This is a genomic window from Pseudomonas sp. UBA2684 (assembly GCA_002354655.1).
In the GTDB taxonomy this organism is placed as follows: Bacteria; Pseudomonadota; Gammaproteobacteria; order Pseudomonadales; family Pseudomonadaceae; genus Aquipseudomonas.
Genome location: DELY01000050.1, coordinates 211326 through 230824, shown reverse-complemented (window position 1 = coordinate 230824; position 19499 = coordinate 211326). Strand labels below are relative to the sequence as shown.

The 19499-nt window shown below is 65.2% G+C and carries 21 protein-coding genes; 8 read left to right on the top strand and 13 right to left on the bottom strand.

Features of this window, described 5'->3' with window-relative positions:
- Nucleotides 1–178: 178 nt before the first annotated feature.
- Both ppa and B3M58_RS18750 read right to left on the bottom strand, forming a co-directional pair.
- Entirely contained in the window at nt 179–706 is a 528-nt protein-coding gene (gene ppa / locus B3M58_RS18755) for an inorganic diphosphatase (protein ID WP_296221403.1), read from the bottom strand.
- A gap of 78 nt (nt 707–784) precedes the next feature.
- The gene (locus B3M58_RS18750) at nt 785–1624 is read right to left on the bottom strand and encodes a zinc-dependent peptidase (protein WP_296221402.1); all 840 of its coding nucleotides are present in this window, start codon (nt 1622–1624) and stop codon (nt 785–787) included.
- A 122-nt stretch (nt 1625–1746) separates the two neighbouring features.
- On the opposite strand from B3M58_RS18750, the gene B3M58_RS18745 reads away from it, so the two are divergent.
- Nucleotides 1747–3351 carry a protein kinase gene (locus B3M58_RS18745; protein WP_296221400.1) on the top strand — a complete coding sequence of 535 codons (1605 nt, stop codon included), beginning with the start codon at nt 1747–1749 and terminating at the stop codon, nt 3349–3351.
- A gap of 13 nt (nt 3352–3364) precedes the next feature.
- Here B3M58_RS18745 and B3M58_RS18740 read toward each other — a convergent pair whose 3' ends face one another.
- Entirely contained in the window at nt 3365–4159 is a 795-nt protein-coding gene (locus B3M58_RS18740; protein ID WP_296221399.1) for a substrate-binding periplasmic protein, read from the bottom strand.
- Between the two features lie 53 nt (nt 4160–4212).
- Nucleotides 4213–4668 (bottom strand): GNAT family N-acetyltransferase, encoded by a 456-nt coding sequence (locus tag B3M58_RS18735; RefSeq protein ID WP_296221398.1) that lies wholly within the window; start codon nt 4666–4668, stop codon nt 4213–4215.
- A gap of 379 nt (nt 4669–5047) precedes the next feature.
- Between B3M58_RS18735 and mpl the strand changes: the two genes are divergently transcribed.
- The 3 genes from mpl to B3M58_RS18720 all read left to right on the top strand — a co-directional run bounded on the left by mpl (nt 5048) and on the right by B3M58_RS18720 (nt 7474).
- On the top strand, nt 5048–6400 hold the full coding sequence (gene mpl, locus B3M58_RS18730) for a UDP-N-acetylmuramate:L-alanyl-gamma-D-glutamyl-meso-diaminopimelate ligase (RefSeq protein ID WP_296221396.1): 1353 nt from the start codon (nt 5048–5050) through the stop codon (nt 6398–6400).
- Between the two features lie 107 nt (nt 6401–6507).
- The gene (gene ubiX / locus B3M58_RS18725; RefSeq protein WP_296221395.1) at nt 6508–7140 is read left to right on the top strand and encodes a flavin prenyltransferase UbiX; all 633 of its coding nucleotides are present in this window, start codon (nt 6508–6510) and stop codon (nt 7138–7140) included.
- A 37-nt stretch (nt 7141–7177) separates the two neighbouring features.
- Entirely contained in the window at nt 7178–7474 is a 297-nt protein-coding gene (locus B3M58_RS18720; RefSeq protein ID WP_296221394.1) for a YceK/YidQ family lipoprotein, read from the top strand.
- 9 nt (nt 7475–7483) lie between these two features.
- On the opposite strand, the gene B3M58_RS18715 is transcribed toward B3M58_RS18720, so the two are convergent.
- From B3M58_RS18715 to B3M58_RS18685, 7 genes are all read right to left on the bottom strand, one after another.
- On the bottom strand, nt 7484–7855 hold the full coding sequence (locus B3M58_RS18715; RefSeq protein ID WP_296221393.1) for a thiol-disulfide oxidoreductase DCC family protein: 372 nt from the start codon (nt 7853–7855) through the stop codon (nt 7484–7486).
- 9 nt (nt 7856–7864) lie between these two features.
- Nucleotides 7865–10453: an EAL domain-containing protein gene (locus B3M58_RS18710; protein ID WP_296221392.1), complete on the bottom strand. Its 2589-nt coding sequence runs from the start codon at nt 10451–10453 to the stop codon at nt 7865–7867.
- A 101-nt stretch (nt 10454–10554) separates the two neighbouring features.
- Entirely contained in the window at nt 10555–11166 is a 612-nt protein-coding gene (locus B3M58_RS18705; protein ID WP_296221391.1) for a class I SAM-dependent methyltransferase, read from the bottom strand.
- Between the two features lie 17 nt (nt 11167–11183).
- On the bottom strand, nt 11184–11531 hold the full coding sequence (locus B3M58_RS18700) for a DUF5629 family protein (protein ID WP_296221390.1): 348 nt from the start codon (nt 11529–11531) through the stop codon (nt 11184–11186).
- Nucleotides 11532–11551: 20 nt separating this feature from the next.
- Nucleotides 11552–12193, bottom strand: coding sequence for an oxidoreductase (locus tag B3M58_RS18695; protein ID WP_296221389.1), 642 nt, complete (start codon nt 12191–12193; stop codon nt 11552–11554).
- A gap of 30 nt (nt 12194–12223) precedes the next feature.
- Nucleotides 12224–13960 (bottom strand): C13 family peptidase, encoded by a 1737-nt coding sequence (locus B3M58_RS18690; protein ID WP_414704109.1) that lies wholly within the window; start codon nt 13958–13960, stop codon nt 12224–12226.
- A 124-nt stretch (nt 13961–14084) separates the two neighbouring features.
- Nucleotides 14085–14540 carry a MaoC family dehydratase gene (locus tag B3M58_RS18685; RefSeq protein WP_296221387.1) on the bottom strand — a complete coding sequence of 152 codons (456 nt, stop codon included), beginning with the start codon at nt 14538–14540 and terminating at the stop codon, nt 14085–14087.
- A 248-nt stretch (nt 14541–14788) separates the two neighbouring features.
- On the opposite strand from B3M58_RS18685, the gene B3M58_RS18680 reads away from it, so the two are divergent.
- From B3M58_RS18680 to B3M58_RS18670, 3 genes are read left to right on the top strand one after another with little or no spacing between them, the layout of a single operon-like run.
- Nucleotides 14789–15151 (top strand): CidA/LrgA family protein, encoded by a 363-nt coding sequence (locus tag B3M58_RS18680; protein ID WP_296221386.1) that lies wholly within the window; start codon nt 14789–14791, stop codon nt 15149–15151.
- The gene (locus tag B3M58_RS18675) at nt 15148–15864 is read left to right on the top strand and encodes an LrgB family protein (protein WP_296221385.1); all 717 of its coding nucleotides are present in this window, start codon (nt 15148–15150) and stop codon (nt 15862–15864) included. Before B3M58_RS18680 ends, B3M58_RS18675 begins: the two co-directional genes overlap by 4 nt.
- A 10-nt stretch (nt 15865–15874) precedes the next feature.
- Nucleotides 15875–16459, top strand: coding sequence for an LON peptidase substrate-binding domain-containing protein (locus B3M58_RS18670; protein ID WP_296221383.1), 585 nt, complete (start codon nt 15875–15877; stop codon nt 16457–16459).
- 75 nt (nt 16460–16534) lie between these two features.
- On the opposite strand, the gene B3M58_RS18665 is transcribed toward B3M58_RS18670, so the two are convergent.
- Both B3M58_RS18665 and B3M58_RS18660 read right to left on the bottom strand, forming a co-directional pair.
- Entirely contained in the window at nt 16535–17851 is a 1317-nt protein-coding gene (locus B3M58_RS18665; protein WP_296221382.1) for a bifunctional DedA family/phosphatase PAP2 family protein, read from the bottom strand.
- Nucleotides 17848–18564, bottom strand: coding sequence for a DNA-3-methyladenine glycosylase (locus B3M58_RS18660; protein ID WP_296221381.1), 717 nt, complete (start codon nt 18562–18564; stop codon nt 17848–17850). Before B3M58_RS18660 ends, B3M58_RS18665 begins: the two co-directional genes overlap by 4 nt.
- Nucleotides 18565–18628: 64 nt before the next feature.
- Here B3M58_RS18660 and B3M58_RS18655 point away from each other — a divergent pair, with 64 nt between their 5' ends.
- Nucleotides 18629–19483, top strand: coding sequence for a class I SAM-dependent methyltransferase (locus B3M58_RS18655; RefSeq protein ID WP_296221380.1), 855 nt, complete (start codon nt 18629–18631; stop codon nt 19481–19483).
- Nucleotides 19484–19499: the final 16 nt, after the last annotated feature.

Genomic DNA, 19499 nt, shown 5'->3' with positions numbered 1-19499 from the left:
CACTTGTCCCCCCACTTCACGCTCGGATGGGGTCGAATCTCATCGGATTGGATCGGATTTAGAGATGGCTTAAGCCATTGACTTATCTAGGCTATAAGCTTGTGGTTAGGACTTTATAGTGTTTTTTTGGAGCATAAAAAAGCCGGCTTGTGGCCGGTTTTTAGGGGGTGGTCAGGGCTTATTTTTGGTAAGCCGCGGCCGCCTTGATGATTTCGGCGCGGGCCGCGTCGGCGTTGCCCCAACCTTCAACCTTGACCCACTTGCCTTTTTCGAGATCTTTGTAGTTCTCGAAGAAGTGCTTGATCTGCTCCAGGAGCAGGGCCGGCAGGTCGGTGTATTCCTTGATGTCCACGTACAGCTGGCTCAGCTTGTCGTGCGGTACGGCGATCAGTTTGGCGTCGCCACCGGCTTCGTCGGTCATGTGCAGCACGCCGACCGGGCGGGCGCGGATTACCGAGCCTGGAGCAACCGGATACGGGGTCACGACCAGCACGTCGAGGGGGTCGCCGTCGTCGGCCAGGGTGTGCGGGATGAACCCGTAGTTGGCCGGGTAGAACATCGGCGTGGCCATAAAACGGTCGACCATCAGGCAGTCGCTGTCGTGATCGATTTCGTATTTGATCGGCGCGTGGTTGGCCGGGATTTCGATGGCGACGTAGATGTCGTTCGGCAGGTCTTTACCGGCCGGAATCTTGCTGTAGCTCATGGGGCGACTCCCTGGGATGGGCCAAAAAAAGTGGCCGGATTATAGGCACATTCCCCAGCGGTTGCTACGCCGGCGTACTTAGCCATTGGTCGCGCAGTGACCTACTTCGGGCGTAATGCGGTAGTCCGGGTGAGCCGCTTGCAGGTCGTGCAGGCGCGCCAGCGGTTGTTGTCGGTAGAACAGTGCGAGTTGCGCGTACACCGCCGGGAGGGCCTCGGCGAGCAGATCCGGGGCGCTGAAGAAGTATTCGCTGGTCACGGCGAAAAACTCCGCCGGGTTTTCCGCCGCGTAGGGGTCTATCGCGGTTTCGCCGTCAGGGTTGGCATCCAGCTCGGCATTCAGCTGATCAAAGGCGCCCTGCATGGCACTGGCCCACTCGCCGACGCGCATGTCACGGTGCAGTGGCGGCAGGCCGTTGGCATCGCCATTGAGCATGTCGAGCTTGTGCGCCAGTTCGTGGATCACCAGGTTGTAGCCTTCCCAGCCGCCGCTGGCCTGCACGCCCGGCCAGGCGAGAATCACCGGGCCCTGCTGCCAGGCTTCGCCGCTGTGTTCGCCATCCCACTCATGCACCACGCCGCTGGCGTCGCGGTGGCGTTGCGGGCTGACGAAGTCGTCCGGGTACAGAACGATCTCATGAAAGCCCTGGTACCAGTTCAGCTCGGCCAGGTGCAGCAACGGCAGCTCGGCTTGCGCCGCCAGGGCCAGCCGATCGACCTCGTCGAGTTCGACCCCGGGCAGGGCCGTCAGGTGTTTGCGGTGTAGAAACAGCACCGCGCGCTCGCGCAGGCGTTGTTCTTCGGCCTCCGTCAGGCCGTCGAGAATCGGCAGGCGTCGGCGCACCGTGGCCCAGGTGGTGGGCTCGATCGGGTGGCGGGCAAGGATGCGCTGGCGGCGCCAGGCGCGGAACGACCACATGCTGAGGCGACTCCGGGAATCAGGCAGACCACCTTAAGCGCGGACCGCACAGGCGACAAGCCGCGCCGACTCGGCATAAAGGCTGCAAAGGACAAGGCAGTCGCGTTGAGGAGGGACTGCCAATGTCGATAGAGCGCATGGATCATCGTGCCGTCAGCCTGGTGCAGGGCCACGGTATCGACCTGCCGGCCCAGGCGGCGCGGGCGCGGGCGATGTGGTTGGCGGGGCGTCAGGGGCGCTCGCCGGTGCTGTTGGTGGCATTGCTCTGGGCACGCGAGTGCCCTGATGTGGTGCAAGCCCTGGAGCATTATCTGGATGCGCTGTTTGCCGACTATCGCTGCACGCCGGAAGGCTGGAGCGAGACGCAGGCGGCGCGTCAGGTGCTGGCGGCGCTCAACCAGCAGCTGTTTCGCCGTCAGCAAAGCGGCCGCAGCATCCCGCAGTTGGATGCCGGCGTGTTGCTGCTGCAGGACGGCGAGGCGCAGTTCCTGCAGGCCGGTGCGATTGGCCTGTTGCGTTACCACGGCGGCAGCTTGCAGAGCCTGGTGGGTCGCGACGGGATGCAGTTGGGCATGCAGGCCGAATTGGCGCTGGTGCAGCACAGCTTGCCGCTGACTGTGGGCGAAGCGCTGCTGTTGGCGCCGCAGCCGTTGCTTGGCGTGGCCGATTTGCAGGGTTTTCGCAGCGCTTGCCAGGCACTCAGTCGCGAACGTCTGCCGGCGCTGCTGAGGCCATTGCTGCAGGCTCCTGGCGCGGCCGTGCTGCTGTTGCCTGGGGCGCCCGAGAGCCTGCCGCCAGCGGCGCCGCGCGAACAGTGGCCGGCGCTGCGCGAGGCCGTTGTGGGCATGCAGCTGGACGGTTGGACGCTGCTGGGCGAGTGTCCGTTCGGCCCGCCCAGGCGCTTGTTTCGCGCGTGTGACGAGAGTGGTCGCGAGGCCTTGCTGTGGCTGGCCGAGCAGGCGGCCGACGATGCCTTCTGGCAGCGCGAGTGGGCGTTGCGGCGCAGCCCGCTGGCCAGTTTGCCGCAGGTATTGTCTTCCCACCGGCCACGGCATCACGCCTTTTTATTGTTCGAGCTGCCGCCACCAGGCATGCGCAGCCTGGCGGATTGGGCGGCGGCCCATGGCCCGCTGGATGGAGCATGCGTGCTGGCCCTGCTCGAGCAGGCGATTGCGGCCGTGCGTGCGTTGCAGCGCCGCGGCATGCAGGGACTGTGGCTGAACCCACGGCATATGTTGATCGGCGAGGGCGGTCGCTTGTTGCTGTTGCCGGAATACGCCGCGCTGCTGCCGGGCGTGCCGCGGCAGCGCCTGCCGGCCGAGGCGATCCCGTTGGCGCCGGAATTGCGTGGCACCCAGCCGGTGGATGGCCACGCCGATCAGTTCGCCTTGGCGGCCCTGGCCTATTGGCTGCTCAGTGGCCAGTGGCCGGAAGTGGCTCGGGAGGAAGGTGGGCCGTTGAGCCGCTATGTGCCGTTGGCGAACTTCACCGCGCGCTTGCCGGCGGGGTGGGATGGCGTCTTGGCGCGCGCCCTGGCGTCGCAGCCGGCTGCGCGTTTCGAGGCTCTGTCGGCGTTTCAGCAGGCCTTGCAGCGGCCCTTGCAGGCGGCGTTGTCAGTGGCGCCGCGGCGCCCCCAAACACACGCTTGGCGCCTGGCCGTGGTGGGCGTGCTGCTGGTGCAGTTGACGCTGGGCTTGTGGCTGAGTGTGAGTGGCCTGGCGGGATGACGGCGGGCGCCGATCAGCGCGCGCCAAAATGCTGGCCGGCGAATGCGCGGATGGCGCTGGCCTGTTCCAGGCGGGCTTGCGCGACCATTTGTTCGATCCGTCCGCTACGGTGCAAGGTGCGCAGGCTGCGATCGATGCGGGCGTTGAGTTGCTGGCCATCGAGCCTGCTGCGCGGCACCAGGACATACAGCGGTTTGACTGCCAGCGGCTGTTCGATGAACTCCAGGCGTTCGCGCAGTGCCGGTGCATGGCGCGCCAGCAGGTGATAGCCGGTGTAGCGGTCGACCACCGCCAGGTCGAGGCGTCCGCGCAGGAGTTTTTCCAGATTCTGCCAGTCGTGGGTGACCACTTCCTTGTGCAGGTAATCGGCGTGGTCGAAATCTTCGCGGTTGACGTAGCCGCGCACCACGCCGATGCGATAGGGGCGCAGGCTGTCGAGGTCGGTAAACGCGATGGCCTGGTCGCGGCGGCGGAAAAACCCGAGTTGCGAATCGAGCAACGGCATCGAGGTGTGGAACAGCGCGGCGCGCTCCGTCGACAGATAGGCCGGCATCAACGCGTCATAGCGTCCGGCGCTGGCATCGTTGAGCGCGCGTTGCCAGGGCAGAAACACCAGTTCGGCCTGCATGCCTTCGAGCGCCAGGGCTTCATGCAGAATGCGCGCGGCTAAACCTTGGCCGGGCAAGTCGGCGCCGACGTAGGGGGACCATTCGAGGGTGGCGATACGCAATGTCTCGGCCTGCACCAGGCTGGCGCAAACATTCAGGCAAAGGCCGCCGATCAGGCGATACAGGCGATGTAGTGACATGCACACAGCTGTATCACTGGCGATACAGCTGTGTAAAGCCGCGCGGACGGCGGTCAGTCGCCGTTGATGGGCAGCACGTAGTTCTTGAACTGCTCGTCTTCGACGAAACCGATGGACTCGTAGACCTTCTGCGCCACCTCGTTATCGCGGCTGGTGGCGACGCGCATGCGCACGGCGTTGGTTTCCTTAGCCATTTTCTTCGCGGTTTGCAGCAGGCGGTCGGCGACCAACTGGCGGCGGGCGTCTTCGGCCACGTAGATGTCGTTGAGAATCCACACGCGTTTGAGCGACAGCGAGGAATAGCTGGGGTAGAGCTGGCAGAAGCCCATCAGCTTGTCGTCGTCATCGGCCAGGGCCAGGTAGATCACCGATTCCTTGCGGCGCAGACGGGTTTCCAGAAACTTGCGCGACGAATCGGGGAAAGACAGTTCGCCATAGAACTCACGGTATTTGACGAACAGCGGGGTCAGCAGGTCCAGGTGCTCCAGGGTGGCTTGGACGATGCGCATGGCGGGCCTCGACTTCAATGGGATGGGCTGCTTCGGCAATGCAGGTGCTATGCCAGCGACGCACCGATGCTGCCTAAAGCTTTTGGAAAGCGCAATCCAAGCAAGCGTTTGATTTGCCCGTTGCTGGCCTAGACGTAAGGCTAAGGCCGCGCCTGAGGCGTTGAGCCCGCGGCTGTTGTAGGCGCGAATCATGGCCGTGACCCGACAGATAACCGAGGATGAACTGCGCCGCGAGGCGCTGTTCTGGGCGGATGATTGCGACCTTTCTCGTAGCGGTGCGGTCGAACCGCGGCGGCTGAGGCATAGGCCGCGCCAGGGGCCGCTGTGCTAACCTGCGGCCAGTTTTTATCGGGCGCGATTTGCCCGCTTCGAGGACCTTATGCACATCCATATTCTCGGTATCTGCGGCACCTTTATGGGCTCGCTGGCCGTGCTGGCCAAGGAGCTGGGCCACCGCGTGACCGGCTCCGACGCCAATGTCTACCCGCCCATGAGCACCCAGCTGCAAGCCCAGGGCATCGAATTGACTCAGGGTTACGACGCCGCGCAACTCGACCCCGCACCGGATCTGGTGGTGGTCGGCAACGCCCTGTCGCGCGGCAACCCGGCGGTGGAATATGTGCTGAACCAGGGCTTGCCCTATGTCAGCGGCCCGCAATGGCTGGCCGACCATGTGCTGCAGGGCCGTTGGGTGCTGGCGGTGGCCGGCACCCATGGCAAAACCAGCAGTTCGAGCATGCTGGCCTGGGTGCTGGAGCATGCCGGCATGAGCCCGGGCTTTCTGATTGGCGGCGTGCCGCAGAACTTCGGGATTTCCGCGCGCCTGGGTGGCACGCCGTTCTTCGTGGTCGAGGCCGACGAATACGACAGCGCCTTCTTCGACAAGCGCAGCAAGTTCGTTCACTACCGCCCGCGCACCGCGATCCTGAATAACCTGGAGTTCGATCACGCGGACATCTTTCCCGATCTGGCGGCCATCGAGCGGCAATTCCACCATCTGGTGCGCACCATTCCGGGCGACGGCCTGATCATTCATCCGACCACCGAGCCTGCGCTCAAGCGGGTGATCGAGATGGGCTGCTGGACGGAGGTAGCAACCACCGGCGAAGGCGGTCAGTGGCAGGCGCGTTTGCTTAGCGCCGACGGTTCGCGCTTCGAGGTGAGCTTCGCGGGCAAGCTTGCCGGCACCGTGGATTGGCAGCTGACCGGCCAGCACAACGTGGCCAACGCCCTGGCGGTGCTGGCGGCGGCGCGGCATGTCGGCGTGGTGCCGGAGCTGGGCATCGCCGCGCTGTGCGGCTTTATCAACGCCAAGCGACGCATGGAGAAGGTTGCCGAAGTGAAGGGCGTGACCATCTTCGATGACTTCGCCCACCACCCTACGGCGATTGCCACCACCCTCGATGGCCTGCGCAAGCGCATCGGCGACGCCAAACTGATCGCCATCGTTGAGCCGCGCTCCAACTCGATGAAGCTCGGCGCCCACCGCGATGGCTTGCCCGAGTCCGTGGTGCAGGCCGATTCGGTGTACTGGTACGCCCCCGCTAATCTCGGTTGGGACCTGGCGGCCACGGTGGCCAGCTCCACAGTGCCGACCCAGGTTTGCGACTCCCTGGAGGCGATCATTGCCGGGGTCAAGGCCGAAGCCGCGCCGGGCACCCAGGTGGTGGTGATGAGCAATGGCGGCTTTGGCGGCTTGCATGGCAAGCTGGCTGTGGCCCTGGCCGGCTAATCGCCAATTCTAGGATGGGTTGAGCGCAGCGATACCCATCAGCCATCGGCTCGATGGGTATCGTTCAACGCAGCATAAGCAAGCGCAGCAGCTTTGAGAGTGAATTTATGAGCGGTCCTGAACGCATTACCTTGGCCATGACCGGCGCCTCCGGCGCGCAGTACGGCCTGCGCCTGCTCGATTGCCTGGTGCAGGAAGAGCGCGAGGTGCATTTCCTGATCTCCAAGGCGGCGCAGTTGGTCATGGCCACCGAGACCGACGTCAGCCTGCCGAGCAAACCGCAGGCCATGCAGGCGTTCTTGAGCGAGTACACCGGCGCCGCGCCGGGGCAGATTCGCGTGTACGGTAAGGAAGACTGGATGGCCCCGGCGGCCTCCGGTTCCGGTGCGCCGACGGCCATGGTGGTGGTGCCGTGTTCCACCGGTACGTTGTCGGCCATCGCCACCGGCGCCTGCAACAACCTGATCGAACGCGCCGCCGATGTGGCGCTGAAAGAGCGCCGGCAGCTGATTCTGGTGCCGCGCGAGGCGCCGTTCTCCAGCATCCACCTGGAGAACATGCTCAAGCTGTCGAATATGGGGGCAATCATTCTGCCGGCTGCACCGGGCTTCTACCATCAGCCGCAGACCATCGATGACCTGATCGACTTCGTCGTGGCGCGCATCCTCAATTGCCTGAACATTCCCCAGGACATGCTGCCGCGCTGGGGCGAACACCATCAGGTCAGCGGCGATGAGTGAGCGGGCGGTGCAGGCGAGCACGCGATGGGTGACGCCTTTGGCTAAGCCATCCTACCGACTGGCTTGCCTGGCGCTTGTGTTGTTGTGCAGCGGTTGCGCCAGCGTGCGCACCCTGGATGCGGCCAAGCCGGGGGCGCCGGTGATCTACGCCGGCACCCGCCTGGATTGGTATGCGCTGAACGGTGGCTGTTGCCCACTGGAGCGCTTTGGCGCCGAGGCGCCGACATACGCGGCACTCGATCTGCCGGCCAGCGCGTTGCTCGATACCTTGTTGCTGCCGTTCGCCGTGGCCGTCGAGTTGGGCGTGGGCCTGGGCGTCAGTGGCGGGCTGTAAAACCGCCCGTTACCAGTGCTTGCACCAGCGGTTCCAGCGATACAGCACGCGGGCGAACAGGTTGTACGCCCCGCGCGCCAGCAGGTGAATGCCCGGTAGCCGCAGCAGGCGCGCCAGCCAGCGCTGGCGCGGCGACTGCTGGAACAGCGCGGCGAAGGCGTCGACGCCAACCGTGATCTGACCGGCACTGTCCTGCACGTGCAGGCGCTCGCGTACCTGTTCCAGGTCACTGCCGAGCGCTGCGGCCGCCTGCGGGTTGTGGTGCACGTCGATCCACTCGATGGGGCAGCTGCCGCCGGCCTGCATGCGCTGGCGCTGACCGTCGATACCGGCTTTGCACACCGGGCAGGCGCTGTTGTAGAAGACCTTGAGTGGGCGCATGGGTGTTCCTCAGGCCGTCGCCGCCGGCCATTTCTCCAGAAGGTACGCCGGCCCCGGCTTGCCGAACAGGTAGCCCTGGAATTTGTGACAGCCCAGTTGCAGCAAGGCATCGCGCTGCGCCATGGTTTCCACGCCCTCGGCGGTTACCGCCAGGTTGAGGTTGTCGCCGAGGGCCACGATGGTGCGCACGATGGCGGCATCGTTGGGTTCGCTGAGCAGGTCCTGGACGAACGAACGGTCGATCTTCAGGTGATCCAGGGGCAGGCGCTTGAGGTAGCTGAGCGACGAGTAGCCGGTGCCGAAGTCATCCAGCGAAAGACGCACGCCTCGGCTTCTGAGGTGGCCCATCTTGACGATCATGGCCTCCACATCTTCCACCAGATGGCTCTCGGTCAGCTCCAGCTCCAGGCGCGCGGGGTTGGCGCCGCTTTCTTCCAGGGCCGCCAGGACGTCGTCGATGAAGTCGCGGTGGTGGAATTGCCGGGCGCTGACATTGATCGCCAGGGTCAGCTGCGCCAGTTCGGGGTGTGTGGACCAGGCCACTAGTTGGTGGCAGGCGCTGTGCAGAACCCAGCGGCCCAGCGGCAGGATCAGCCCGGTGCTTTCCGCCAGCGGAATAAAATCGGCCGGCGCCACCAACCCACGGCTGGGGTGTTGCCAGCGGATCAGGGCCTCGGCGCCAAGCAGCCGGCCATGCCGGTCGACCTGTGGCTGGTAATGCAGGATGAAGTGGCGGTCGCTCATGCTTTGCCGCAAATCGCTTTCCATGCTGGCGCGCGAGCTGACTTCGGCCTGCATCTCGGGGTTGAAGAAGCGCAGGCTGTTGCGTCCGGCGGACTTGGCTTCGTACATCGCCAGGTCGGCGCGCTTGAGCACCTCGTCGACCGTGCTGTGGCCCTCGGAAAACAGCGCCACGCCGATGCTGGCGGTGCTGGTATGGCTACGTTGTTGCAGCGTGTAGGGCAGCGCCAGGGTCTGCAGGATCTTGCCGGCAACGGTTTCGATTTGCTGCATGGCGGTGCCGGGGTGCGTGCTCAAGCCTTCCAGCATCAGCACGAATTCGTCGCCGCCGAGGCGCGCCAGGGTGTCCTCCTCACGCACATGGCTGCTCAACCGTTGGGCCACCTGGGTCAGCAACTGGTCGCCCATGTCGTGGCCGAGGGTGTCGTTGAGGTCCTTGAAGTTATCCAGGTCGATGAACAGCAACGCGCCTTCGAGTTGGCTGCGCGCGTGCTGGGCCAGGGCGTGCTGCAAGCGGTCGAGCAGCCGGCGGCGGTTGGGCAGGCCGGTGAGCGGGTCGTAGAAGGCCAGGCGATTGATCTGTTCGAGGTTCTTCTTGTGTTCGGTGATGTCGGTGGAGATGCCGCAGAGCATATAGATGCGTTGGTCGGGGTGGAGCAACGGCAGTTTGACCGAGAGGAACGTGCGCTCGCTGCTGCCGTCCAGGCTGCGGTTGGTTTCCTCTTTCTCCACCCGTTCGCCGAGGCGTAATACGCGGCTGTCGTTGTGTTGCAGGTTGGCGGCGGTGAGGGCATCGAAGAACGCGTCGTCGGTCTGCCCGACGACGCGTTCCAGCGGCTGCCCGAACAGCTCGCAGACCTTGCGGTTGGCGTACTGGTACCGCAGCTGTGGGTCCTTGATGTAGATGTACGCCTCGACGCTGTCGAGAATGGTGTTCAGGCGCTGTTCGCTGGCCTTGAGGTGACGGGTCTTTTCCGCCACCTGGCGGCGCAGCAGCAAGGCGCCGCCGCTGGTCGTCAACAGCAGGGCGGCGAGCGTCGCCAGGCCCCACCACAGGCTGCTGGGGATCAGCAGTTTGGGGCGCTCGCCGCCCCAGCGCTGCAGTGTCTGGTAGTAGAGCGAGGATGAGTTGCTTTGCCAGCTGAGGAGGTGACGGTCGATGGCGCTCAGCAGATCGGCGTTGTGCCCTTTGCGCGTGGCGTAGAACAGCTGGGTCGGCTGAAACATGATGGGCGCGCTGCGCATCTGGAAGTGCGGGGCATGGAAGTCGCCAAAGCGGTGGTTGGCCACCACGGCCTCGGCCTGTCGATTGGCGACCAGCTCGAAGCCTTGCTCCAGGCTCTCCAGCGCAATCAACTCGGCCTCCAGGCCAAAGCTGTCGAGCAGGGCCCTGAGGTAGGTCTGCTGGATGGAACCATCCAGCACGGCAATGCGTTGGCCCTGCAAGTCCAGTATCGATTTGAGGCGGGCGTCGTCGCGGCTGTAGAGTTGCGACCAACTGAACAGCGACGGCACCCGGTGGAAGTCCAGTTGCAGCGCGCGGGTTTCGTGGTAGGCGACATCCGGCAGCAGATCGATCTCGCCGCGTTGTGCGAGTTCGAGGCAGTGCTGCCATTCGCAGGGCACCGGTTGCAGGCTCCAGTCTTCCTGGCGGGCGATTTCGCCAAGCAACTCGCCGAGAATGCCGGAGATCTGCCCGTCCTCGTCCAGCAGAATCTTCGGCTCGTTGGCGTACACCCCCACGCGTACATCGCGCGGCTCTGCCCAGGCCGGCAGCGCGAGGCACAGGCAGAGGCTCAGGGCGCCGAGCGGGCCTGCATAAGGAGTGATCAGTGGCAACCGCGAGGGTGGCTTCATGCGCGAACCGGCTTCAATCCGATGAATATATCCAACAACGATAGACAGAATATGCCCCGCGCACCTGCGCCGGCGTGGGGCGTTATGGCGCGTCGCCGATTTCAGTCTGCCCAGCCGGAAAATACGTGGGTCATCGGCTTCGGCCCTTTCAGGTAGCGGGTGTCGAGGGCGCCGATGTGGAAACCGCCGGCGGCGATCAGCGCCGGGATATCGCGGTTGAGGTGGCAGCCGCCGGCCAGGGGTTTCCAGTAGGGCGTCAGGCGGTGCTGCCAGCGCACCACCGGCGCATCGGGCGCCAGACCGTGTTCGCAGAACAACAGGCGTCCGCCGGGCTTGAGTACCCGGCGCATGTCTTTCAGTGCGGCTACGGCATCGGGGATGGTGCACAGGGTAAAGGTGCAGACGATGCTGTCGAAGCTGGCCTCGGCGGCCTGAATCTCGCCCAGCTCCAGGGCGATCATCTCGACCGGGATACCGATACGGGCGGCGCGTGCGTGGGCCAGTTTCTGCATCTCGGCGGACGGGTCGACACCGACAATCGCGCTGACGCGTTGCGCGTCGTAAAACGCCAAGTTCAGCCCGCTGCCGATGCCGATTTCCAGCACCCGGCCCTGGGCCTGCGGGACGATTTTCGCGCGCGCCTTCATCACCGCCCCCATGCCGCAGGCGAAGTCGATCAGGTGCGGCAGGATATAGCGCTCATACAGGGGCATGACGGGCTCCCGGCGGGTCAGGCGTCGTCGCCGCTGTCAGCGTCGCTATTGTCGCCACTGATGGCGGCAAAGCACTTGATCCGGTGCTGTTCCTCGCCGTTGGTCAGGCACCAGCTGTCGCTCGCCGCATCGAAGGTCGCTGCCATCACCTGGGCCAGGGAAAACTGCCAGTGACGCCGATCGCGACCGTCGATGCATTCGATGCTCAGCAGTACGTGTTCCTGGCTGCCAGCGCTGGCCGAGCCGGCGCTGACCTGGGCCAGCAGTTCTTTATCCAGGTTGAACTGCCAGGCGTAGAGGTCGTCGATTTCCAGCATGTCGGCAGCCTCAAGGGCTTCGACCAAGCTGTTATGGGATGTGCTCATGGGTGGGCTCGATGAGGGGGTTAGCGGCCGAGGCGGCGCAACTGGTCGGACTCTACCACGCGCACGCCGTCTTCTTCTTCCAGGGCCAGGCGCCAGAGTGCGCGCGCCAGCACGGTGGCCTCAATGCCGCGGTACTTGCCCGGCAGCCAGCGCATCAGCGGTGCGGCCAGGCGCTCGCCCAGGCGGAATTCGCTGCGCGGGCCGAGCAGCAGCGATGGCCGCACCAGGGTCAGCTGCGGCCAGCCCTGGGCTTGCAGGGCCAGCTCCGTTTCACCTTTGACGCGGTTGTAAAACACCGCGGACTGCGCATCGGCGCCCAATGCGCTGATCACCAGCAGATGCCGCGCGCCAAGCGCGCGCGCGCGTTCGGCGAAGGCCAGTACCAGGTCGTGGTCGACGGCGCGGAAGGCCTCTTGCGAGCCGGCCTGTTTGATCGTGCTGCCGAGGCAGCAGAATGCGCTGTCGACCCGCCCGCTGAGCTGCGGCAACAGCGCCAGCAACTCGCCCACCGGATTTTCCAGGTGCGGGTGTTCGGCCAACGGCCGGCGGCTTGGCGCCAGCACGCGCGCCACCGTGGGTTCGTTGAGCAGGCGATCCAGCAGGTGTTCGCCAGTCAAACCACTGGCACCTGCGAGAAGGATGTGCTGGGGCGTCAAGTACATAATTTCGAGTCTCCGCTGATATCCATCAGCTTAGTGGCTGGCCGTTGGTTTGTCGGTGGGCGTGGCACTCAGGGCGCGCTTGGCTTGTTGCTCGCGCAGTTCGCGCCAGTGCGTCAATACGGCCTGGGGCGCCCAGATTTGCGGCTCAGAGGCTTCGAAGCCGTCGGCCTGCTCGCGCTCGGCGACTTTCTCCGTGGCCAGGGTGAAGGCGCGTTGTAGATCGTCGGTCTCGTGCAGGGCTTCGGCAAACAGGGCGCGGCCGAAATAGGTGAAGTCGTTTTCTTCCGAACAGCCGAACGACACCCGGTCGGCGCGCGCGGCGGTCATCACCAGGGTCTTGTCGTCCTTCAGCAGCGGAATGAAGCCGCCGGAGTAACAGGCCGAGATCACCAGCACTTTGTGTCGCTCGCGCAGCGGTGTCAGCAGGGCGGCCAGTTCGCTGGCTGGCAGATCGGCCAGTTGCAGGCGCGGCTGGTCGAGGTTCAGCTCGTGCTGGCGCGAGCCGTGGCTGGTCAGGTAGATGAAAATCAGGTCTTCCGCGCCGCTGCGCTCGGCCAGCGCCTGCACCGCGCGGGTCAGGCTTTCACGGGTCGCCAGCGGGCGATCGGCGAGGTGGTCGCGGTGGTTGGCCAGGGTGATGTTGCCGTGGGCGGCAAAGCGGGTGTCGAGCAGTTGCGCGACGTAATCGGCCTCGCGCAGGAACACGCTTTGCTTGCCGTCGCCGGCCAGGGTCAGGCTGTACAGCTCAATCTGCGGGGTTGAGGCAGGCAGGCCAGCGATGGCCGCATCGAGCAGCCGGCCTTGCTCCAGCAGGCCGAGCTCCAGCGGGTCGGGCAGTAAACGCTGGTGTTCGTCACGCAGACGTTGGCCGCGCAGCCAGGTGCCGCTGTGCACGCTGCCGTCGGCGCGCGTCAGGCTGCCGCTGCCGGCGTATTCGCCCTGGGCGAAGTGGCCCTCGTAGACACTGCCGTCGGCCAGGCTCAAGTGACCTGCGCCGTGGTAGTTCCAGTCGCGGAACTGGCCGCGGTAATGGCTGCCGTCGGCGCCCTGGAACTGGCCCGCGCCGCTCAGTGCGCCGTCGACGAACTGGCCGCTCCAGACGTCGCCGGCGGCGCTCTGATAGCGGCCCTTGCCGTGGAACAGGCTGTTGTGGAATGTGCCGCTGTACAGCTCGCCGTCAGCGCCTTGGTAGCTGCCCATGCCATGCAGCTGGCCGTTGTTGAATTCGCCGCTGAGCTGGTTGCCGTATTCGTCGCGGCGCACGCCCTGGCCGTCGGGTTGGCCGTTGCGGAACTGCCCCTGGAAGCTGCTGCCGTCGGCGTTCGTCAGGGTGCCCAGGCCGTCGAACGCATGGTTTTTGAATTGGCCGCGATAAACCTGGCCCTGCTGTTCGAGGCTGCCTTCGCCGGCAAAGCGGCCGTCGACGAAGCCGCCGCTGTAGGTGCTGCCATCGCTTTGCCGCAGGGTGCCTTGGCCATGCCGCGCGCCTTGCTGAAATTCACCGACGTAGTGTTCGCCATGTGCGCCGTGCCATTCGCCGGCACCGTGCAGTTGGCCGTCTTTGAAGCTGCCGGCGAACCAGCTACCGTTGCGGTAGTCCAGGCGTCCGGGACCTTGCAGCAGGCCGTCGACCACCGCGCCGCGATAGCGTCCGCCGTCGGGCAGGATGGCATCGGGCGGCAACAGGGGTTCGCCGTCGCCGCAGGCGGCAAGTAGCAGGGCAAGGCTCAGCGGAGCCAGGGTGACGAGGCGGCGCATGACGAGCATCCAGATAGAATGGTTGCTGGGAGTATGCCGTAAAGCAGGCGATGAGCGGTGCGCGGGTGTGCACGCGCAATGCACAACGGGGCATGCAATCGGGTGATTGCATGCCCCGTTGCCGGTGCTGGGGTCAGACGAAGCAGAGGGTCAAGGGTTCGGCGATATAGGCGGGTTTTTCCTGGCCTTCGATCTCCAGCACGGCGCGCGCCTTGAGCAGCCATTGACCGGGGTTTTTCTCGTTGGCGTCGGTCAGGGTGACCACCAGGCGAACCTTGGAGTTGACCTTGACCGGCTGGATGAAGCGCACGCTGTCGAGGCCATAGTTGACCGCCATTTTCAGGCCCTGGGGCATGATCATGATGTTTTCCATCAGCAGCGGGATCAGCGACAGTGAGAGGAAGCCATGGGCGATGGTGCTGCCGAACGGCGTCAGCTTGGCTTTTTCCGGATCGACGTGGATGAACTGGTGGTCACCGGTGCATTCGGCGAACTGGTTGATGCGCTCCTGGTCGATGGTCAGCCAGTCGGAACGTCCAAGTTCCTTGCCTACATAGTCTTGCAGTTGTGCGACGGGTACTAACGGCATAGTTCCTCCTTGAGGAGACGGGGTGTTTATTGTTTTTCGTGGCAAACCGCTCTTGCCTAAGATCATCACGGGTCGCGCGCTGGGTCAAGCGCGCAGCGCCCTGCTGAATAGCGGGTTATAGGCGAGCGATTTGCCAGCCTATAATGGTCGCCGTTCGCCCAGGCACCGAGAGTGCCTAGGCTGGTGTTCGATGCGCTCGCTGGTGGCCTCGTCGCGATGCCGGCCATCACCTGAATTGGAGAGTTTCCATGCTGTTACGCGGCCTGTCCTGGCTGGTGTTGTGCCAGTTGCTCGGTACTGCGCTCAACGTTTTGCTGCTGCCAATGTTGCCGGGGCCAATCATCGGCATGTTGTTGCTGTTCGTCTTTTTGCTGGTCCGGGGCGACGTCGGCGAGCCCTTGCAGATGGCCGCCGGCAGCCTGCTCAAATACCTGCCGTTGCTGCTGGTGCCGCCGGCCGTGGGGGTGATGGCGTACGCCGAGGCTATCGTCGCGGACTTCTGGCCGGTGGTCGGCGCGCTGGTGGTGTCGCTGGTGCTCTCGGTGGTCTTTGCCGGCTGGATGATGCAAAAGTTGATCGAGCGCCAACAGCGCCAGCGGGAGGACGTATGACGCTCGACTGGTATGGCGCCTGGCAGGCGGTCACGCATCACCCGTTGTTTGGTGCCGGAGTGACCTTGGGCGCCTACCAGCTGGCGATTGCCGCCTATGAAAAGACCCGCTGGGTGCTTTTGCAGCCGGTGCTGGTGTCGATGTTGATCGTCATCGGCGTGTTGCTGCTGTGCGGCCTGAGCTTTGCCGAATACAAAGTCAGCGCCGAAGCCCTGACCCTGTTCCTCGGGCCGACCACTGTGGCCTTGGCGGTGCCGCTGTTTCTCAACCTGCGGCGGATTCGCCAGTTGTTCTGGCCGACCATCCTGACCCTGTTCATTGGCGGTAGCGTGGCGACGCTGCTCGGTGTGGCCTGCGCCTGGTGGTTCGGTGCCGAGCACATCATGCTGATGAGCATGGCGCCCAAGTCGGTGACGTCGCCGATCGCCATGTTGGTGGCCAACCAGATTGGCGGTATCGCCGCGCTGGCCGCGGTGTTCGTGATGATCACCGGGGTGGTTGGGGCGATCCTCGGGCCGTCCTTGCTGCGGGTCTGCGGTGTACGTCACCACGCCGCGCTGGGCATGGCGCTGGGCATGACCGCGCACGCGGTCGGTACCGCCCGGGCGATGCAGGAGAGCGAGGAGTGCGGCGCCTTCGCCGCGTTGGCGATGAGTTTGATGGGCATGGTCACGGCGGTGTTGTTGCCGTTGGCGATTGTCTTACTGGCATGAGGACGACGCGATGAACCTGCCATTGTTTCCGCTGAATACCGTGCTGTTCCCCGGCTGCATGCTCGACCTGCAGATTTTCGAGGCGCGCTATCTGGACATGATCAGCCGCTGCATGAAGCAGGGCGAAGGCTTTGGCGTGGTCTGCATCGTCGAGGGCGCGGAGGTCGGCGAAGCCGCCGAGCGTTTTGCCGCGGTGGGCTGCGAGGCGCGCATCAGTGATTTTCAGCAGCGACCCAACGGCTTGCTGGGGATTCGGGTCGAGGGTGGGCGGCGGTTCAAGGTGCAGCGCGCCCAGGTATTGCCCGACCAACTGACCATGGCCGAGGTCGACTGGTTGGACGAGGCGTCGCCGTCGCCGTTGCGTGCCGAACATGCCGATTTGCTCGCGCTGCTCAGCGCCCTGGCCGAGCACCCGCTGGTGGCCGCGCTGGGCATGAGCGAGGCGGTCAACGACCAGTCGGCATTGGCTAACCAACTGGCCTACCTGCTGCCTCTGGCGCCCGAGCAGAAACTCCAACTGCTGGCCCTCGACGCGCCGCAGGAGCGTTTGGTCCTGCTGCAAGCCTTGCTCGATCAGTTGCAGGGTGAGGGCTAGCAGGCCGTTGAAAACGACCTGCGTTGCCGGTGCGGCGTTATTTGAGACGGCACACGCCTGGCCTGTGCGGTTGTTTCAATAGCGGTACAGCAGTATCCCTTCCGACAGTTGCCAGGTGGCGATGGCGCCGAGCAGCCCGATGCACGCCGGCAGGATCAGCCACCAGGCTTTTGCCGGCAGCGCGCTCAGCGCGGTTTGCCATTGCGTCAGGCCCAGGCTGAGGGCGCACAGACCGCCGGCCAACAAAGCGCCCGCGATGATGTCGCTGGGCCAATGCACACCCAGGTACACCCTGGACAAGGCAATCGCCAGCGCCGGTAGTGCTGCCAAGAGTAACCAGGTCAGGCGCAGGCGTGCCGGTTGGCCACGGCCGGCCAGTACGCCGAGCACCAGAAAGAAGGCGAACGCCGCCGAGCTGTGACCGCTGGGAAAGCTGAAACTGCTCAGCGGTTCCAGCAAAACCTCCGGCCGGTGGCGCGCGAACAGGGCTTTGAGGGCACCGTTGGCCAGAGCCGTGCCCAGTAGGGCGCTGCCCGCGAACATCGCCGCGCGCCATTGCCGGGCCACCAGCAGCAACAGACAGAGCAACACGCCCGCGGCCAGTTGCGTGGAGAAATCGCCGAGGCGGGTGATCAGCACCATCAGGCTATCGAGGCTGGCGCTGCGTTGTTCCTGAACCAGGGCGAGCAGGCCCTGGTCGAGCTGGCTGAGGTGTGGCCAGCCGATGAACAGACCGAGCAACAGCAGCAGGCTCAGGCCGGCGGCGATCAGGCTGGCGTGGCGTTGTTCGCGCAGGCTGCTCTGCACGCTGATCACCAGCAGCAGAGCCAGGCCGCCGGCGAGCAGCGCGGCTTGCGACCAGAAGCCTTCCGGTAGGGGCAGGCGCAGCGCCGCGCCAGTGGCCCAGCCCGGCAGCATATAGGCCACCGCCCAGCCGGCGGCGGCGAGCATGCTGACCGCGATAAAACGTCCGAGCGGCATGTTGAGCATGCCGGCGACCATCGGCAGCATCGGGCGCAGCGGGCCGATATAGCGGCCGACCAGCAGGCTGGCGACGCCATAGCGCTGGAAGTAGTTTTCGGCCCCGGCCAGCCATTGCGGGTGCTGGCGCAGCCCCGGCAGGCGCCGGATGTCCTGGTGGAAGTAACGCCCGGCCGCGTACGACAGGGCGTCGCCGAGCAGGCCGCCGCAGTAGGCCAGGGCCAGGGTTTGCCAGAGTGTCAGCGCGCCGTTGCCGGCCAGCACGGCGACGGCGAACAGCAAAATGGTGCCTGGCACGACGATCCCGGCAATTGCCAGGCATTCGATACAAGCGATCAGGAAAATTGCCAGGCCCAGCCACTGTGGGTTGGCGGCCAGCCAGGTGGTCAGCGTGTCGAGCCACTGGCTCATTGGTGCGCATCCTCGGGATGGAGTAGGTGGTAGTCGCGGCCTTCGACCTGGCCACGGCGCAGCGGGTTGCGCGTGCACTGGCGGGCAAAGGCGGCGTCGACGAAACGGTAGGGCAGGTGTTCGTCGCGCCCGGCGGGAATGCCCAGGCGAGTGGTCTGCACAACGGGAGTGGGATGCTCGCCAACGTCGTCGACGAACAGGCGCTGCGTATCGAAACGTTGCGCATCCCAGTCCGTGACTTTCAGGCCGAGGGCCCTGCACAGCAAGGTCTGCCCGGCGCACAGCCGCTCCAGCGGGCGCGGCAAGCCGTGGGCGTCCGGGTTGTTGGCGTGCATCTGCGCCAGGCTGGCGGCGTCCGAATGACGGTCGAGCCAGGGCGCCGCGGATTTGATCAGCACGGCATTGCCTGGCCCCTGCGCGCTGAAATTCAGCGAGTCGCCACCGCGTGCGTAATACATATAGATGTGCCCGCCATCGAGAAACAGCGCGCGGCGTTTCTCGGTGTAGCCCAGCGAGGCGTGGCTGCCCTTCTCTGCGCAGTAGTAGGCCTCGGTCTCGATGATCCGCGCGGCCAGCCAGTGCTCGCCGACGCGGTGGCGAATCACCTTGCCGAGCAGTTCGCGGGCGAGCAGCCGCGCGTCGCGGTCGAAAAAGCTCGCCGCCAGAGGCTGGGCCGTTGGCCAGGGCAAACTAAGGATGGGTTCGTGTGGCATGTGGTGTCACCGCTCGGCGGCAGGGCATAGGCTGGGCGCGATCATAACAATAAGAGCCTTAAGCATGTCTGAACGTGCCCGCGTCAGCAGTGCGCATATCAGCCCCAGTGCGCATTACACCGGTTATGTCTGGTACCGCCATCAGTTGGCCGAACCGGCTTTCGTCACCGCGTTCGGGCGCCTTGTGCACGGCTTGTTGGCGCCGATCGCCTGGGGCGCGCGGGTCGGTTTCGGCCTGGACATCGAGCATATTCTGCTGCAACGGCATTTACAGATCGATGCGCAGCTGACGGCGGCTATCGAGCAGGGCGGCGTGCGCCAGGTGGTTGAAATCGCCTGTGGCTTGTCGCCGCGGGGGCGGCGTTTCAGCGCGCGTTATCCTCAGTTGCAGTACCTCGAGGCTGACCTGCCGGCGATGGCCGCGCGTAAGCGTCTGCTGCTGCACGGCGAGGGCTGGCTGGATGGGCGCCACCAGGTCAAGGCGGTGGACATTCTCGCCGAGCGCGGTGGCAAGAGCCTGGCGGCCTTGTTCGCCGGCCTCGACCATCGCGAGCCGATTCTGGTGATTACCGAGGGCCTGGTGAACTACTTCGAGTTGCCGCTGATCGAGGCGTTCTGGACGCGTTTGGCCGAGCAGCTCGCGGCATTTCCGCAGGCGACCTATCTGACCGAACTGTACCCGGACCTGCGCGAGCATCCGCGTTATCGGCAGCTGCGCTGGGGCGTGGATTTGGTGGGCCGGCTGACTCGCGGTAGCTATCCCCTGCATTACCGCAATGGTGAAGAGATTGTCGCCGGCTTCAAACGCTGCGGTTTTCGCCAGGTCGAGGTGTTCGACCCGAGCGCCCAGGCTGCCGCCCTGGGCTTGCAGCCGGCGCGTACGCCGGGGCTGGTGCGGGTTATCCAGGCCAGTCTCTAGCAGGCTACGTTGCCGA

What these genes read in the sequence shown, in the direction of transcription:
- mpl (WP_296221396.1), top strand. Translation starts at nt 5,048, where the DNA reads ATGCACATCCATATTCTCGGTATCTGCGGCACCTTTATGGGCTCGCTG.
- B3M58_RS18655 (WP_296221380.1), top strand. Translation starts at nt 18,629, where the DNA reads ATGTCTGAACGTGCCCGCGTCAGCAGTGCGCATATCAGCCCCAGTGCG.
- B3M58_RS18695 (WP_296221389.1), bottom strand. Translation starts at nt 12,193, where the DNA reads ATGTACTTGACGCCCCAGCACATCCTTCTCGCAGGTGCCAGTGGTTTG.
- B3M58_RS18700 (WP_296221390.1), bottom strand. Translation starts at nt 11,531, where the DNA reads ATGAGCACATCCCATAACAGCTTGGTCGAAGCCCTTGAGGCTGCCGAC.
- B3M58_RS18670 (WP_296221383.1), top strand. Translation starts at nt 15,875, where the DNA reads ATGAACCTGCCATTGTTTCCGCTGAATACCGTGCTGTTCCCCGGCTGC.
- ubiX (WP_296221395.1), top strand. Translation starts at nt 6,508, where the DNA reads ATGAGCGGTCCTGAACGCATTACCTTGGCCATGACCGGCGCCTCCGGC.
- B3M58_RS18705 (WP_296221391.1), bottom strand. Translation starts at nt 11,166, where the DNA reads ATGCCCCTGTATGAGCGCTATATCCTGCCGCACCTGATCGACTTCGCC.
- B3M58_RS18665 (WP_296221382.1), bottom strand. Translation starts at nt 17,851, where the DNA reads ATGAGCCAGTGGCTCGACACGCTGACCACCTGGCTGGCCGCCAACCCA.
- B3M58_RS18750 (WP_296221402.1), bottom strand. Translation starts at nt 1,624, where the DNA reads ATGTGGTCGTTCCGCGCCTGGCGCCGCCAGCGCATCCTTGCCCGCCAC.
- B3M58_RS18710 (WP_296221392.1), bottom strand. Translation starts at nt 10,453, where the DNA reads ATGAAGCCACCCTCGCGGTTGCCACTGATCACTCCTTATGCAGGCCCG.
- B3M58_RS18735 (WP_296221398.1), bottom strand. Translation starts at nt 4,668, where the DNA reads ATGCGCATCGTCCAAGCCACCCTGGAGCACCTGGACCTGCTGACCCCG.
- B3M58_RS18680 (WP_296221386.1), top strand. Translation starts at nt 14,789, where the DNA reads ATGCTGTTACGCGGCCTGTCCTGGCTGGTGTTGTGCCAGTTGCTCGGT.
- B3M58_RS18745 (WP_296221400.1), top strand. Translation starts at nt 1,747, where the DNA reads ATGTCGATAGAGCGCATGGATCATCGTGCCGTCAGCCTGGTGCAGGGC.
- B3M58_RS18660 (WP_296221381.1), bottom strand. Translation starts at nt 18,564, where the DNA reads ATGCCACACGAACCCATCCTTAGTTTGCCCTGGCCAACGGCCCAGCCT.
- B3M58_RS18715 (WP_296221393.1), bottom strand. Translation starts at nt 7,855, where the DNA reads ATGCGCCCACTCAAGGTCTTCTACAACAGCGCCTGCCCGGTGTGCAAA.
- B3M58_RS18685 (WP_296221387.1), bottom strand. Translation starts at nt 14,540, where the DNA reads ATGCCGTTAGTACCCGTCGCACAACTGCAAGACTATGTAGGCAAGGAA.
- B3M58_RS18740 (WP_296221399.1), bottom strand. Translation starts at nt 4,159, where the DNA reads ATGTCACTACATCGCCTGTATCGCCTGATCGGCGGCCTTTGCCTGAAT.
- B3M58_RS18675 (WP_296221385.1), top strand. Translation starts at nt 15,148, where the DNA reads ATGACGCTCGACTGGTATGGCGCCTGGCAGGCGGTCACGCATCACCCG.
- ppa (WP_296221403.1), bottom strand. Translation starts at nt 706, where the DNA reads ATGAGCTACAGCAAGATTCCGGCCGGTAAAGACCTGCCGAACGACATC.
- B3M58_RS18690 (WP_414704109.1), bottom strand. Translation starts at nt 13,960, where the DNA reads ATGCTCGTCATGCGCCGCCTCGTCACCCTGGCTCCGCTGAGCCTTGCC.